Origin of the sequence: Chelatococcus daeguensis, assembly GCF_001887265.1 — a bacterium.
In the GTDB taxonomy this organism is placed as follows: domain Bacteria; phylum Pseudomonadota; class Alphaproteobacteria; order Rhizobiales; family Beijerinckiaceae; genus Chelatococcus_A; species Chelatococcus_A sambhunathii.
Genome location: NZ_CP018096.1, coordinates 60,820 through 75,536 on the forward strand (window position 1 = coordinate 60,820; position 14,717 = coordinate 75,536).

The 14,717-nt window shown below is 67.3% G+C and carries 16 protein-coding genes and 1 pseudogene; 4 read left to right on the plus strand and 13 right to left on the minus strand.

Annotated features, from left to right (window positions below; all coding sequences use genetic code 11):
- Position 1 precedes the first annotated feature (1 nt).
- The 5 genes from BOQ54_RS20415 to BOQ54_RS17225 form a co-directional block, all read right to left on the minus strand.
- The gene (locus BOQ54_RS20415) at positions 2–208 is read right to left on the minus strand and encodes a hypothetical protein (protein WP_055458833.1); all 207 of its coding nucleotides are present in this window, start codon (positions 206–208) and stop codon (positions 2–4) included.
- 154 nt (positions 209–362) lie between these two features.
- Positions 363–1,412 (minus strand): ACR3 family arsenite efflux transporter, encoded by a 1,050-nt coding sequence (gene arsB, locus BOQ54_RS17210; protein WP_071924586.1) that lies wholly within the window; start codon positions 1,410–1,412, stop codon positions 363–365.
- 9 nt (positions 1,413–1,421) lie between these two features.
- On the minus strand, positions 1,422–1,847 hold the full coding sequence (gene arsC, locus BOQ54_RS17215) for an arsenate reductase (glutaredoxin) (RefSeq protein ID WP_071924587.1): 426 nt from the start codon (positions 1,845–1,847) through the stop codon (positions 1,422–1,424).
- Between the two features lie 8 nt (positions 1,848–1,855).
- Positions 1,856–2,383: an arsenate reductase ArsC gene (locus BOQ54_RS17220; protein ID WP_055458830.1), complete on the minus strand. Its 528-nt coding sequence runs from the start codon at positions 2,381–2,383 to the stop codon at positions 1,856–1,858.
- A gap of 2 nt (positions 2,384–2,385) precedes the next feature.
- Entirely contained in the window at positions 2,386–2,757 is a 372-nt protein-coding gene (locus tag BOQ54_RS17225; protein ID WP_055458829.1) for an ArsR/SmtB family transcription factor, read from the minus strand.
- A 305-nt stretch (positions 2,758–3,062) separates the two neighbouring features.
- Here BOQ54_RS17225 and BOQ54_RS17230 point away from each other — a divergent pair, with 305 nt between their 5' ends.
- Genes BOQ54_RS17230 through BOQ54_RS17245 form a run of 4 tightly spaced genes read left to right on the plus strand, consistent with a single transcriptional unit; the run spans position 3,063 to position 7,162 of the window.
- Positions 3,063–4,130, plus strand: a complete 1,068-nt coding sequence (locus BOQ54_RS17230) for an ABC transporter ATP-binding protein (RefSeq protein ID WP_055458828.1) — start codon at positions 3,063–3,065, stop codon at positions 4,128–4,130.
- Positions 4,127–5,416, plus strand: a complete 1,290-nt coding sequence (locus BOQ54_RS17235; RefSeq protein ID WP_071924588.1) for an ABC transporter substrate-binding protein — start codon at positions 4,127–4,129, stop codon at positions 5,414–5,416. Before BOQ54_RS17230 ends, BOQ54_RS17235 begins: the two co-directional genes overlap by 4 nt.
- Positions 5,417–5,471: 55 nt before the next feature.
- On the plus strand, positions 5,472–6,347 hold the full coding sequence (locus BOQ54_RS17240; RefSeq protein ID WP_055458826.1) for a carbohydrate ABC transporter permease: 876 nt from the start codon (positions 5,472–5,474) through the stop codon (positions 6,345–6,347).
- Positions 6,344–7,162 (plus strand): carbohydrate ABC transporter permease, encoded by an 819-nt coding sequence (locus BOQ54_RS17245; RefSeq protein ID WP_071924589.1) that lies wholly within the window; start codon positions 6,344–6,346, stop codon positions 7,160–7,162. Before BOQ54_RS17240 ends, BOQ54_RS17245 begins: the two co-directional genes overlap by 4 nt.
- A gap of 22 nt (positions 7,163–7,184) precedes the next feature.
- Here BOQ54_RS17245 and BOQ54_RS17250 read toward each other — a convergent pair whose 3' ends face one another.
- From BOQ54_RS17250 to BOQ54_RS17285, 8 genes and pseudogenes are all read right to left on the minus strand, one after another.
- The gene (locus BOQ54_RS17250) at positions 7,185–7,814 is read right to left on the minus strand and encodes a trimeric intracellular cation channel family protein (RefSeq protein WP_055458824.1); all 630 of its coding nucleotides are present in this window, start codon (positions 7,812–7,814) and stop codon (positions 7,185–7,187) included.
- Positions 7,815–7,975: 161 nt separating this feature from the next.
- Positions 7,976–9,271 carry a saccharopine dehydrogenase family protein gene (locus BOQ54_RS17255; protein WP_071924590.1) on the minus strand — a complete coding sequence of 432 codons (1,296 nt, stop codon included), beginning with the start codon at positions 9,269–9,271 and terminating at the stop codon, positions 7,976–7,978.
- A gap of 34 nt (positions 9,272–9,305) precedes the next feature.
- Positions 9,306–10,361 carry a carboxynorspermidine decarboxylase gene (locus tag BOQ54_RS17260; protein ID WP_245316407.1) on the minus strand — a complete coding sequence of 352 codons (1,056 nt, stop codon included), beginning with the start codon at positions 10,359–10,361 and terminating at the stop codon, positions 9,306–9,308.
- A gap of 671 nt (positions 10,362–11,032) precedes the next feature.
- Complete coding sequence (locus BOQ54_RS20320; RefSeq protein ID WP_071924592.1) at positions 11,033–11,323, minus strand: MBL fold metallo-hydrolase; 291 nt, start codon at positions 11,321–11,323, stop codon at positions 11,033–11,035.
- 63 nt (positions 11,324–11,386) lie between these two features.
- Complete coding sequence (locus BOQ54_RS17270) at positions 11,387–11,758, minus strand: DUF779 domain-containing protein (protein ID WP_055458821.1); 372 nt, start codon at positions 11,756–11,758, stop codon at positions 11,387–11,389.
- Between the two features lie 58 nt (positions 11,759–11,816).
- Complete coding sequence (adh, locus tag BOQ54_RS17275; RefSeq protein WP_055458820.1) at positions 11,817–13,334, minus strand: aldehyde dehydrogenase; 1,518 nt, start codon at positions 13,332–13,334, stop codon at positions 11,817–11,819.
- Positions 13,335–13,487: 153 nt separating this feature from the next.
- Entirely contained in the window at positions 13,488–14,456 is a 969-nt protein-coding gene (locus BOQ54_RS17280; RefSeq protein ID WP_071924593.1) for a GAF domain-containing protein, read from the minus strand.
- Positions 14,457–14,585: 129 nt separating this feature from the next.
- A pseudogene (locus BOQ54_RS17285) lies at positions 14,586–14,714 on the minus strand (SDR family oxidoreductase); the annotation flags it as partial.
- Positions 14,715–14,717 lie beyond the last annotated feature (3 nt).

Below are 14,717 nucleotides of genomic sequence, written 5' to 3' on the forward strand. Positions count from 1 at the left end.
CTCAGAGGGTCCTCGTACAGGCGAAGAGCTTCGCGAAGGCCGAACCGGCACGGCGGACGACCGGCGCGACGATGACGTCCGGCCCATGCAAACAGGCATCCTGCGCGGCATCGGCGCGCGGATCGTCCTCGAAGTGGCGGAAGAGCGGGCGCTGCGCGGGCCGGCCGCGGATGGAGGCTTCGTTCACGAGGGACTTCAGGTGGAGCACGAGGCGGGCATGGATTCGCGTGATGCGCGCGGAATGTGCCAGTACTTCGCCGTCCTGATCAATCTATAGATTGTCGCGCGGGCGATTCCCCTCGTGGCTGCGCATCACCGGGGGACGGAAGCGCCGGGGAAGACATGCACGGTTGCCCCGCCGCTCAACGCGGTGCCTCGGAGACCCGCGCGCCCCGCGCCTCGTACCATCCCTGCGAGCGGTTCACGATCCAGACGACGGACAGCATCACCGGCACCTCGATGAGCACGCCGACGACGGTGGCGAGCGCCGCGCCGGAGTTGAAGCCGAACAGGCTGATGGCGGCGGCGACCGCGAGCTCGAAGAAATTGGACGCGCCGATGAGCGCCGAGGGTCCGGCGACGCAATGGGCCTCGCCGCTCATGCGGTTGAGGAGGTAGGCGAGGCCGGAGTTGAAATAGACCTGGATCAGGATCGGCACCGCAAGGAGCGCGATGACGAGCGGCTGTGCCAGGATCTGCTCGCCCTGGAAGGCGAAGAGCAGCACCAGCGTCGCGAGCAGCGCGACGAGCGAGAGCGGCTGCAGGACGCCGAGGAAGCGCGCCAGCGCCGCCTCGCCGCCCGTCTTGAGAAGCCGGGCGCGGATGACCTGCGCGGCGATGACCGGCACGACGATGTAGAGCGCCACCGACAGGATGAGCGTGTCCCACGGCACGGTGATCGCGGACAGGCCGAGCAGCAGGCCGACGATCGGTGCGAAGGCAACGATCATGATGGCGTCGTTGAGCGCCACCTGCGACAGGGTGAAGTGCGGCTCGCCCTTCGTCAAGTTCGACCACACGAAGACCATGGCCGTGCACGGCGCCGCCGCGAGCAGGATAAGGCCGGCGATATAGCTGTCGATCTGGTCGGCAGGCAGATAGGGCCGGAACAGGTAACCGATGAAAAGCCAGCCGAGCAGCGCCATCGAGAACGGCTTGACGGCCCAGTTGACGAAGAGCGTCACGGAGATGCCGCGCCAGTGCCGGCCAACCTCGCGCAGAGCGGCGAAGTCGATCTTCACCAGCATCGGCACGATCATGAGCCAGATGAGAACGGCGACCGGCAGGTTGACGCGCGCCACCTCGAGCCCGGCGATGGCGTGGAACACGGAAGGCGCCAGCGAGCCGAGCGCGACGCCCGCGACGATGCACAGGAAGACCCACAGGGTCAGATAGCGTTCGAAGGTGGACATGGGAATTCCTCAGGCCGTCGCGACGCGGCGGCCGTGCTCGTCGATGACGCGCTCGCCGTCTTCCTTGACGAATTCGCCGCGCTGCGGCGGCAGGAGGTCGAGCACCTCCTCCGACGGGCGGCACAGGCGCACGCCCTTCGGGCTCACCACGATGGGCCGGTTGATGAGGATCGGATGGGCGAGCATGGCGTCGAGGAGCTGATCGTCGCTCAGCGCCGGGTTTGCGAGGCCTAGTTCGGCATAGGGTGTACCCTTCTCGCGCAGCAGGGCGCGCGCCGGGATACCCATGCGCGCAATCAGCCAGTGCAGCATGGCTCGCGTCGGCGGCGTCTTCAGATATTCGATCACATGCGGCTCGACGCCCGCATTACGGATCATCGCCAAGGCGTTGCGCGAGGTGCCGCAGGCGGGATTGTGATAGATGATGACGTCCATGACGGTCCTCATGCCGCGCTCGGGCGCGGCTTCGTCGCCCCTTCGAGCTGCCCGATCTCGGCGAGCCGGGAGCCTAGCGCGATATGGCCGAGGCTCCGCACAGGCAGCGCCGTGAACACGGAGATGCGGTTCTTCATGTAGCGGAAGGCGGCGACGAAGGCAGCCTCCCGTTGGATGTCGGTTCCCTCGACGGCGGCGGGGTCCTCGATTCCCCAATGGGCCGTCATCGGCTGGCCCGGCCACAGCGGGCAGGCCTCGCCAGCCGCGCTGTCGCAGACGGTGAAGACGAAATCCATCACCGGCGCGTCACTCCCGGCAAATTCCTCCCAACTCTTCGAGCGCAGCCCCGCGGTGGGATAGCCGTAACCTTCGAGCACCTTGAGCGCCAGCGGATGGATGACGCCCTTGGGCCGGCTGCCGGCGGAGAAGGCGCGGAACCGCCCTGCCCCGTCCTTGGCGAGGATGCTCTCGGCCAGGATGGAGCGGGCGGAATTGCCGGTGCACAGAAAGAGCACGTTGTAGATCGGGTCAGCCATGATCAGGCCTCGTGGGTGGCTTGGACGTTCGCTCGGGCAGGAGGGCAGCAGGGCGCAAGCTCGGCGACGAGCGGCGCGCAGATCTCGGGACGTCCGCCGCAGCAGTCCTTGAGCAGGAAGGCCGTCAGCGCGCGCACCGTGTCGAGTTCCGCCCGGTAGACGATGGAACGGCTGCGGCGCGCGGCGCTGACGAGACCGGCCCGCGCGAGGATGCCGAGGTGGGAGGACATCGTGTTGTGCGGCACGGCGAGGCGCCGTGCGATCTCGCCTGCCGCGAGCCCGTCCGGCTCGCTCTCGACGAGCAGGCGGAACACCTCGAAACGGGTGGGCTGGGCGAAGGCCGCAAAGGCGAGAAGAGCCTGTTCATTTTCCATATGTCGAGACTACCCGACATATGGACATGATGCAACGGCTCATGGCGCCGTTCCGGTCGTAGGACACGCAACCAACGCCGCCGACATGCAGGCCGCCCGGACATCCACAAGGACCGGCGGAGCGTCACGGAACTGTCGCCGATCTTTCATCGAAGCGTCACCCGCCTTCGCTACGCCGCTTGCCGGATACCCGAGCGCTGGTTGCTCAATTCACACCCTGTGTCATAACAGAAACAATCGAAACGCCGATCACTGCCCGATAACGTTTCATGACTGGTCAGGATGGGCAAACAGCGTTGCGGGACATGGCAGAGATCGTCGTCGACAATCTGACGAAGGTATGGAGCGGCTCGCCGGCGGTCGACGGCATCAGCTTTACCTGCGCGTCGGGTGAATTCACGGTCCTGCTCGGTCCCTCCGGCTGCGGCAAGTCGACGACGCTGCGCCTCATCGCGGGGCTCGAGCAGCCGAGCGCGGGCGCCATCGCCATCGGCGGGCGCGACGTCACGCGCCGCTCGCCCGCCGAGCGCGGCATCGCCATGGTGTTCCAGTCCTACGCGCTGTTTCCGCATCTCTCGGTAGCCGAGAACATCCTGTTCGGATTGAAGGTGCGGCGCGTGCCGCGCGCCGAGCGCGACGAGCGGTTGAAGCGGGCGGCGCAGACGCTCGGCCTCACGCAGCTTCTCGACCGCAAGCCCGCCGCGCTCTCCGGCGGCCAGCGCCAGCGCGTCGCCCTCGGCCGCGCCATCGTCGCCGATGCCGCCGTCTGCCTCATGGACGAGCCGCTGTCGAACCTCGACGCCCAGCTGCGCCAGGAGATGCGCGCCGAGATCCGCAGCCTGCAGCGGCGGCTCGGCATGACGATGATCTATGTCACGCACGATCAGGTCGAGGCCATGACGATGTCCGACCGGGTCGTGCTGATGCGCGAGGGGCGCATCGAGCAGCAGGGCACGCCCGCCGAGCTCTACGATTGCCCGGCGAGCGGCTTTGCCGCCCGCTTCCTCGGCACGCCGCCGATGAACCTGCTGCCCGCCGCCATCGGTGCCGGCCTCCTGCCCGGTGTCCCTGCCGCCGCTGGCGGCAGCATCGGCGTCCGGCCGGAGCGGCTGCGGGTCGGCGCCCCCGGGCGCGGGCTCGCGGCTTCGATCGAGGCCATCGAATATCTCGGCGCCGATACGTTGCTGACCCTCGACGCCGCCGGGGCGAAGCTCATTGCCCGCACCGACGGGCATGCCCGCCATCGGATCGGCGAGGTCGTCGGCGTCAGCTGCGCGGCGGGCGATCTCCATTTCTTCGACGCGGGCAGCGGCCGGCGCGTCGAGGCGAACGGCAACGGCTGCAACGCACCCGAACGGGGAGAAGGGGCATGAAGTTCTTCACGCAGGTCCGCTGCGGGGCGGCAGCGCTTGCCGCGTCGCTCGCGCTCGCCGTGGCGCCGGCCTCGGCCGAGACCACGGTCAACATGTACTATCCGGTCGCGGTTGGCGGCCCCATCACCAAGATCATCGACAAGATGGTCGCCGATTTCTCGGCCGCGAATCCGGACATCAAGGTCAACCCGATCTATTCCGGCAGCTACCAGGACACGATCACCAAGGTCGTCACCGCGCTCAAGGGCGGCAATGCGCCGGAATTCGCCGTCATCCTCTCGACGGACATGTTCACGCTGATCGACGAGGACGCGATCGTCCCCTTCGAGGAGCTGGTGTCCGACGCCGACAAGGCCTGGCTCGACGGCTTCTACCCGGGCTTCATGCTCAACAGCCGTACCGGCGGCAAGACCTGGGGCATCCCCTTCCAGCGCTCCACCATCGTGCAGTACTGGAACAAGGATGCCTTCAAGGAGGCCGGGCTCGATCCGGATGTGGCGCCGAAGACCTGGGACGAGATGGTCGCGGCCGCCGAGAAGCTGACGAAGCGCGACACCTCCGGCAACGTGACCCGCTGGGGCGTGCAGATCCCGTCGTCGGGCTTCCCTTACTGGCTGTTCCAGGCCCTGACGACGCAGAACGACGTCATCCTCGCCAACGAGGCCGGCACGAAGGTGACCTATGACGACCCGCGCGTCGTCGAGGCGCTGCAGTTCTGGGTCGACCTTTCGAAGAAGTACAAGGTGCATCCGCAAGGCATCGTCGAGTGGGGCACCACCCCGAAGGATTTCTTCGAGGGCAAGGTCGCGATGATGTGGACGACCACCGGCAACCTGACCAACGTGCGCAACAACGCACCCTTCCCCTTCGGCGTCGCCATGCTGCCGGCCAAGGTGCGCGGTGGCTCGCCCACCGGCGGCGGCAACTTCTATGTCTTCAAGAACGCCTCGCCCGAGCAGCGCAAGGCCGCCCTCGCCTTCATCAAGTGGGCGACGGCGCCGGAGCAGGCGGCCGCCTGGTCGATCGCCACCGGCTATGTCGCCGTCACGCCCGCCGCCTGGGAGACCGAGGCGATGAAGAAATATGTCGCCGAGTTCCCGGCTGCGGCGGTCGCCCGCGACCAGCTCGACGTCGCGGTGGCGGAACTGTCGACCCACGACAACCAGCGCGTCACCAAGGCCCTCAACGACGGCCTGCAAGCGGCGCTGACCGGCGCCAAGGAGCCGGGCCAGGCCATGAAGGACGCCCAGGCCGAGGCCGACCGCGTCCTGCGCCCCTTCCAGTGACCCGACCTCGCCCGCGCGGTTTCCTCACCCGCGCGGGCCCTTTCCGGACCCGCCCGTGAGTCGTCTGCGCGCCTCGATCCACGCCTCGCTGCTGCTCTTGCCCGCCGTCGTGCTGCTGGCGGCTTTCACGCACGTGCCGGCGGTGCGCACCTTCATCGGCGCGCTCTACACGACGCCGCGCGGCAACCGGCCGGAGGTCTTCATCGGCCTCGACAACTATCGTCATCTTCTCGACGATCCCGTCTTCTGGCAGGCGATGGCGAACAACGTCTGGTACGCGGCCCTCACCATTCCGCTCTCGGTCATCCTCGCGCTCGTCATGGCGCTCGCCGTCGATGCCCGCCTGCCCGGCCGGGCGGCGCTCAGGATGGCCTATTTCACGCCCACCGTGCTGCCGATGATCGCGGTCGCGAATATCTGGCTCTTCTTCTACACGCCCGGCTACGGCCTGCTCGACCAGGTCCTCGGCCTCTTCGGCGTGGCGCAGACGAACTGGCTCGGCTCGCGCGACACCGCCCTCAATGCCGTGATCGCGGTTGCGGTGTGGAAGGAGGCGGGTTTCTTCATGATCTTCTACCTCGCCGCCCTGCAGACGATCCCGCACGACCTGCGCGAGGCCGCGGCCATCGAGGGGGCGAGCCGCTTCACCTTCTTCCGGCGCGTGACGCTTCCGCTCCTGATGCCGACGACCCTGTTCGTGCTGGTCAATGCGGTCATCGGCGCCTTCCGCCTCGTCGACCACATCGTGGTCATGACCCGCGGCGGGCCAGACAATGCCACGGCGCTGCTGCTCTACTACATCTACGAGATCGGTTTCCGCTTCTGGGATTCGGCCTATGCGGCGACCCTGACGACCGTGCTTCTTGCCATCCTCGCCGTGCTGGCCGCCGTGCAGTTCCTCTTCCTCGAGCGACGGATCCACTATCGATGAGCATCGCCGACCGCTCTGCCGGCGCGATCGAGACGGTCGGCGCCTGGCTTCTCGGCCTCCTCTGGATCCTGCCGCTCGCCTATGCGGTGTGGACCGCCTTCCACCCTGCGGCCTATGCCACGCGCTTCGATCTCCTGGCGCCACTGACGCTCGCGAACTTCGTCGCCGCCTGGGAGGCAGCGCCCTTCGGCCGCTATCTCCTCAACACGACGGCGATCGTCACCATGATCCTCGCCGGGCAGTTCCTCGTCTGCACGCTCGCGGCCTATGCCTTCGCGCGCTATACCTTTCCCGGCAAATCGGTGCTGTTCGCGCTGGTGCTGATGCAGCTCATGGTGATGCCGGACATCCTCATCGTCGAGAATTACCGCACGATGTTCGGCCTCGGCCTCGTCGACACCATCGGCGCGGTGGCGCTGCCCTACATGGCCTCGGCCTTCGGCATCTTCCTCCTGCGCCAGACCTTCATGACCGTACCGAAGGAACTGGAGGAAGCGGCGATCGTCGAGGGCTGCTCCACCCTCGGCGTGCTCTGGCGAGTCTACGTACCACTGGCGCGACCCGTCTTCGTCGCCTATGGCCTCGTCTCGGTGAGCCACCACTGGAACAACTTCCTGTGGCCGCTCATCATCACCAATTCGGTCGAGACACGCCCGCTGACTGTGGGGCTCGCGGTGTTCTCCTCCACCGACCAGGGCATCGACTGGTCGATCATCTCGGCCGCCACGCTGATGACGGCCGCGCCGCTCCTCGTCGCCTTCCTCATCTTCCAGCGCGCCTTCGTGCAGTCCTTCCTGCGCGCCGGCATCCGCTGAACCGCCATCACCGCCGTCGGCATCAGTGCAGCTTCTCGGTATAGACGAATTTCGGCATGCTCCAGCCATAGCGCAGCGCAAGCAGACGCAGCGCAAGGCCCGTGAGCATCGCGATTCCCATGGCGAGGGCATGCGGCAGGCCGGCATATTGGCCCCCGATGTAAAGGGCGCCTGCCAGGATCGAAACCGTCGCATAGAGTTCGGCGCGAAACAGAAGCGGCACCTCGGTGCACAGGATGTCGCGCAGCACGCCGCCGACACAGCCCGAGATCATGCCCGAGGCAATGACGATGACGTAGGGCATGCCGAGCGCGAGCGCGATGTTGCAGCCGATCACGGTGAAGACGACGAGGCCGACCGCATCGAGGAAGAGGAAGAGGTGGCGCAGGTGATGCATGTAGCGGGCGATGAAGACCGTGGCGAGCGCCGCCCCAGCCGTGACGAGGAGATAGGAGGGATGCTCGATCCAGGTGAGCGGATGGCGGCCGAGCAGCACGTCCCGTACCGATCCGCCGCCAAGCGCGGTGATGGCTCCGAGCATCGCGACGCCCAGCCAGTCCATGGAACGCCGGCCGGCGGCAAGGGCCGCCGTCATCGCCTCCGCAACGATCGCCACGATATAAAGGACGTTGAGGATCTGCTCGGATTGCATGCTCGGCGCGCGGCGTGAGGGGGCTCCGTCGGTCAGCGCAACTGTACGCGCGAAAAGCCAACAAAAGCTTTCAGCACAGGGGCAAACCTAAGCCGAACCTGCGGCTTCGCGGGGCGACGGGGACATGACGGCCTCGCCGCCCGACGAAAAGCCCATGCGTGTCAGCCGGCTGCCGCCCTCCGCACGGCCACCTTGGCCGCCACGCCGCCGCCGTCGGTATCGAAGGTCAGCGGCCGGTCGCCGGCCTCGTCCTTGATGCGGCTCGGCAGGCCCATCCGCCCGAGAAGGCCGAGGAAGGGTTGCGGCGGCAGTTCCTCCACATTGGCCATGCGGCCGACGTCCCAGGTCCCCTCGGCGATGAGGAGCGCGGCCGCGACCGGGGGCACGCCCGCCGTGTAGGAGATCGCCTGGCTGCCGACCTCGCCGTAGGCCTCCGCATGGTCCGAGACGTTGTAGATGAAGACCTCGCGCGGCTTGCCGTTTTTGACGCCCTTGACGAGGTCGCCGATGCAGGTCTTGCCCGTGTAGTCCGGGGCCAGCGACGAGGGATCCGGGAGCACGGCCTTCACCACCTTGAGCGGAACGACCTCCTGCCCCTCGGCCGTGCGGATCGGCTGCTCCGAAAGAAGGCCGAGGTTCTTCAGCACGGTGAAGACGGTGATGTAGCGCTCGCCGAAGCCCATCCAGAAGCGGATGTCCGGCACGCCGAGGTTTTGCGAGAGCGAGTGGATCTCGTCGTGGCCGGTCATGTAGGTCGTGCGTGTGCCGACCACCGGCAGGTCCCAGTCCTTGCGGACCTCGAACATCTTGTTCGACGTCCACTTACCCTTCTGCCACGACCACACCTGCCCCGTGAACTCGCGGAAGTTGATCTCGGGATCGAAGTTGGTGGCGAAGTAGCGACCGTGGTCGCCGGCATTCACGTCGATGATGTCGATCGAGTCGATGCGGTCGAAATGCTCATCGCGCGCGAGCGCCGCATAGGCGTTGACGACGCCCGGGTCGAAGCCGGCGCCGAGCACGGCCGTCACGCCGGCTTTGGCGCATTCCTCGCGCCGCTTCCACTCGTAGTTGCCGTACCACGGCGGGGTCTCGCAGATCTTCAGCGGATCCTCGTGGATCGCCGTGTCGATATAGGCCGCACCGGTGCGGATACACGCGGTGAGGATCGACATGTTGAGGAAGGCCGAGCCCACGTTGATGACGATCTGACTGTTCGTGGCCCGGATGAGCTCTGCCGTCTTCTCCACGTTAAGGGCGTCGAGCGCATGGGCGACGAGCTTGCCGGCCGTCTTCAGGCTCTTCTTCTCGTGGACGGACTGGATGATCGCCTCGCACTTGGCGAAAGTCCGCGAAGCGATATGGATATCGCCGAGGACGTCGTTATGCTGCGCGCATTTGTGGGCCACGACCTGGCCCACGCCACCGGCACCGATGATCAGAACGTTCTTCTTCATTTGGGCTCGGATCTCCTTTCGTTCCGCATGAGCCTCAGGACAGGCTCGACTTGTAGTCTTCGAAGGAAAATTCGCGCGCGACACGAAGGCTGCCGTCGAGTTCACGCACGACGATGGACGGCATGTGGACGCCGTTGAACCAGTTCTTCTTGACCATCGTGTAGCCGGCCGCATCGTTGATGGAGATGCGGTCGCCCGGCTTCAGCGGAGCCTCGAAGGAAAACTCACCGAAGATGTCGCCGGCGAGGCACGACTTGCCGCAGACCATATAGCGGTGCGGGCCCTTGTCGGGGCTGACCTTGGCGCTCTGCCGATAGATCAGCAGGTCGAGCATGTGCGCCTCCGTCGAGCTGTCGACGATGGCAAGGTCCTTGCCGTTGTGGAGCGTGTCGAGCACCGTCACCTCGAGCGTGGTGCTCCTCGTCACCGCCGCCTCGCCCGGTTCCAGATAGACCTGGACGCCGAAGCGCTGCGAGAAGGCCTTCAACCGTTCGCAGAACAATTCGAGCGGGTACCCCTCGCCCGTGAAATGGATGCCGCCGCCGAGGCTGACCCAATCGACCTTGGAGAGAAAGGCCCCGAACCTGTTCTCGATCTGCCCGAGCATCCGGTCGAAAAGGCCGAAATCCGCGTTCTCGCAGTTGTTGTGAATCATGAAGCCGTCTAGCTCGTCGACGACGGGGGCGATCTTCTCGGGGTCCCATTCCCCCAGCCGGCTGAACGGGCGGGCGGGGTCGGCGAGGTCGAAGTCCGACGAACTGACGCCGGGGTTGAGGCGCAGCCCGCGCGCCAGCGCGCCGGCGCGATCGGCGAAGCGCTCGAGCTGGCCGATCGAGTTGAAGATGATCTTGTCGGCATTCGCCACGACCGCGTCAATCTCGTGATCGGCGAAGGCCACGCTGTAGGCGTGCGTCTCGCCGCCGAAAGTCTCGCGCCCGAGCCGGACCTCGAAGAGCGAGGAGGAGGTGGTGCCGTCCATGTACTCGCGCATGAGGTCGAAGACGGACCAGGTGGCGAAGCACTTGAGCGCCAGCAGCGCCTTCGCGCCGGAATGTTCGCGCACGCGCTCGATCACGCGCAGGTTGCGCATGAGCGCGCTCTTGTCGATGAGGTAATAGGGCGTCTGCAGCTTCAAGATGTCTTGCCCGTCCGGGTTGATGGTTGGCGCGCCGCGGCCCCCGGCCGCAGCGCTGAAATGCCGTCTGGCGCGAGACCATCCGGTGGCCGCATGGCCATCGGTGCCGGTGCGCGGAACGACTGTTATGGGCGGGGAACGGCTATGCCTGGCAGGCCGCAAGACCCGCCGCGGGGAAAAGCGCTTTGGCGCTGTTGCCCCGTTCGCGTGTCTTTCTGTCCGCTGTTCGTGCGGGCGGCCATTTCACCGCATCAGGACAGATGCCCCGATCCGTGGCGCATGGCGCCGTCGCGTGCGCCTTCTTGGCGCGCGCCCCAAAAGGTTCTTCCGTTTGGGTGGCATCCAGTCCGACTGAGCCCATCCCCAATTGGAAGAGGGCGTCGTGAGACATGGCGTCCTCCCCAACCAGCAGATGAAACCTGCAAAAGGTCGTCCGGCCTTATAGCATCGATGGCCCGAATGCAACAGTGAGGGGCCTTCCGGCCATGCCGGAACGACCCGATGGCGCTCGGCGTTGTCGTCGAAGGGGACGAGACGGCCCGCCTTGCGGTAGGGCTCCCGCGAGGCGACGGCGCCCTCGAAGAGCTCCTTCTTGTTCGCCGGCGCCGCGACGCGATTGGCCTCGCTCAGCCAGTAGTCGATGTCGCGGCGGTGGGCGTGGACGGTGGCATTGGGGAAGACCTGCCCCCATCGACGACGAGGCTACCCGAATGGTCCGTATGGACATGGGTGAGGACGACGTCGTCGACCCGGTCGGGCGAATAGCCGGAGGCCATCAGCGCCGAGGGCAGCCGCCCGGGCGTCGGGCCCAGCAGGGTGCCCGTCCCGGCATCGACGAGAACGAGCCGCTCGCCGGTGTTGACGAGGATGGCGTTGACCGAGAGATCGACGGGCGAGCGCAGGAAGGCGGCCGCCAAGACCTCCTCCACCCGCTCGGGGCTGGTGTTGTTGTAGAGCGTGGCGCCTTCGGGCGGTCTGATTCAGCGCTGCACGGCCTGCGGCAGGGCGCAGACCCGCGAGCGGACCAGGAAGCGGCGCTCGCGCCCGTTGTCGAGCGAGAACATGCCGCCCCTCCCCGGCACGACGTCGATGATGAGCGCGGTGTGCTTCCAGGCCTCGTACTGGGCCGCGCCGATATAGAACGGCGCCCCGCCGATGTGCCCGAGGAGGACATCGCCGTCCCCGAGCATGAACTCGTCCCGCCGGTAGCACATGGGTGAGGAGCCGTCGCAGCAGCCGCCGGACTGGTGGAAGAGGACCGGACCGTGCTCGGCGACGAGTTCCGCGATGAAGGCAAGCGCCGCGGCCGTCGCCGTGACGCGCGACGTGCCCTTTTCCTCCGCCATGTCCATGGGTAGCACCCTGCATCGCTGCGGAAGGGCGGGTCGGACCCGCCCTTCCCTGTCGGTATCAGAAGAAGCCGAGCTTCTTCGGGCTGTAGCTCACCAGCATGTTCTTGGTCTGCTGGTAATGATCGAGCATCATCTTGTGCGTCTCGCGCCCGATGCCGGACTGCTTGTAGCCACCGAAGGCGGCGTGAGCCGGATAGGCGTGGTAGCAGTTGGTCCACACGCGCCCGGCCTCGATGCTGCGGCCGAAGCGATAGGCACGGTTCATGTCGCGCGTCCAGATGCCGGCGCCGAGGCCGTAGAGCGTGTCGTTGGCGATCGACAGCGCCTCCTCGTCGTCCCGGAAGGTGGTGACGGAGACGACCGGGCCGAAGATCTCCTCCTGGAAGATGCGCATGCGGTTGTGGCCGCGGAAGACCGTGGGCTTGACGTAATAGCCGCCGGCGAGGTCGCCGGGCAGCGCGTTGCGCTCCCCGCCAGCCAATACCTCGGCACCCTCCTGCCGGCCGATGTCGATGTAGGACAGGATCTTCTCGAGTTGCTCCCCGGAGGCCTGCGCACCGATCATCGTCGCCGGGTCGAGCGGATCGCCCTGCACGATCGCGGCGACGCGCGCGAGCGCCTTTTCCATGAAACGGTCATAAATCGCCTCGTGGATGAGCGCGCGGCTCGGGCAGGTGCAGACCTCGCCCTGGTTGAGCGCGAACATGACGAAGCCCTCGACCGCCTTGTCCAGGAAGTCGTCGTCCTCGGCGAGCACGTCCTTGAAGAAGATGTTCGGCGACTTGCCGCCGAGCTCGAGCGTGACGGGGATGAGGTTCTGGCTGGCATATTGCATGATGAGCCGGCCGGTCGTGGTCTCGCCGGTGAAGGCAATCTTGGCGATACGCGGGCTCGAGGCGAGCGGCTTTCCGGCCTCGAGGCCGAAGCCGTTGACGATATTGAGCACGCCCGGCGGCAAAAGGTCGCCGACGAGTTCGGCCCAGACGAGAATGGAGGCCGGCGTCTGCTCCGCCGGCTTCAGCACCACGCAATTGCCGGCCGCAAGCGCCGGCGCGAGCTTCCACGCCGCCATCAGGATGGGGAAGTTCCACGGGATGATCTGGCCGACGACGCCGAGGGGCTCGTGGAAGTGATAGGCCACCGTGTCATGGTCGATCTCGCCGATCGAGCCCTCCTGGGCGCGGACGACGCCGGCGAAATACCGGAAATGGTCGATGGCGAGCGGAATGTCCGCCGCCGTCGTCTCGCGGATCGGCTTGCCGTTGTCCCAGGTCTCCGCCCGCGCGAGGAAGTCGAGGTTATCCTCCATGCGCTGCGCGATGGCATTGAGGACGGCGGCGCGCTCGGCAGCGCTGGTGCGCCCCCAGGCGCCCTTGGCGGCATGGGCGGCGTCGAGCGCGGCCTCGATATCCGCCGCGTCCGAGCGGGCGATGTCGCAGAGCGGCTGCCCGTTCACCGGCGAGGTGTTCTGGAAATAGCGGCCGGCCTTCGGTTCGACCCAGGTGCCGTTGATGAAATTGCCGTAGCGGGCGGCGAACGGCGAGCGCGCGGTGCGCGAGACATCGACCTTGTTCATTCTCTTTCCTCCCAAGGCTCTGCGAGAAGGCTGCTGCGAGCCGGTGAGGAAGCTTGCCCCCCGGACCGGAGTCCGTCAGCCGCTCCCGCACGCCTGCCGGCCGGCGAGTGTTTCAGAACTGAGACAGTTCGGCGGGAGATTTTCGGGTCGGGATCAGTGGGCGGCGTCGAGGCGCAGCCGCTTCAGTGCCCGGTAGAAGGTGGCGCGGCTCATGCCGAGCGAGGCGGCCGCCGCCGAGACATTGCCGTGCGAGCGCGCCAGCGCGCGCTGGATGACGCCGCGCTCGGCATCCGCCAGCTGCTCGCGTCCTCCCGGCCCGCCGGCAAGGAGATCCGCGGCCGGCAGCGAGCCCCTGAGGTCGTCGTCGTGGAGACCGAAGGCAAGCCGGGCGGCGCGCGTCGCGCCGATGACGAGGTCGTGCCGGTCGACGGCGATCAGTCCGCCCCCGCCACGCTCCGGCGATGGCGCCAGGAGCACACGGGCGTCGGGAAAGGCGCGCCGGAAATTCTCCGCCTCGATGCGCCGCACCGCGTCGCTCACCGCGACGGCGATGAGGTTGACGAAGCCCTCGGTGAGGTCGGCGCGGCAGGACGACACGTCGAGCGCCGCCGCGAGCCGGCCCTCATGGTCGTGGATCGGGGCGGTGGTACAGCTGAGGCCGCTGTTGCGGGCGTGGAAGTGCTGGTCGCGGTGGATGGTGAGGAGACGCTGCTCGACGAGGCAGGTGCCGATGCCGTTCGTCCCCTCGCTCGCCTCGCTCCAGACCGTCCCGGTCCACAGGCCCCAGCGATGAAAGGTCTCGTCGTCGGCGGGGGCGCCGCGCCGGTCGACGGGCACCCCGTCGGCATCGGCGAGGAGCACGCAGCAGCCGACGCCTCCCACCGCCTGGTAAAGGCGGTCGAGGCTGTCCTGCGCCGACCGGATCAGCAGATCCAGCCGTTCGCGCGCCCGCTGCAGCTCCGGACCCGTGAGCGTCTGCGGACCACGGGCGTCGGCGGGATCGAGCCGGTGCAGGGCACAGGAGCGCTGCCAGGACGCGACGAGGGCCGAATGCGCCGCCTCGCTGCCTGCGATGGCTGATTCGATGCGGTCAACGTGGCGTGCCACCGACGCATCGCGCATGTGGCTTCCTCCCACCGTGCGGGCGTTATGGCCGCCCCTTGCCACCGACGATAGTGGCGCCGGCCCGAGCGGACAAGCCGTGTGACCCTAGACTTAAGGCCGCATGGCGCGAACCGGCCAGCCTCTCGCTCAGACGAAGACCATGCCGCCGTCGACGAGCAGTGACTGGCCGGTCATGAAGTCCGAGGCCGGCGACGCAAGGAAGCAGGCCACGCCGACAAGATCCTGCGCCGTCGACGCCCGGCCGAGCACGGCGCCGGT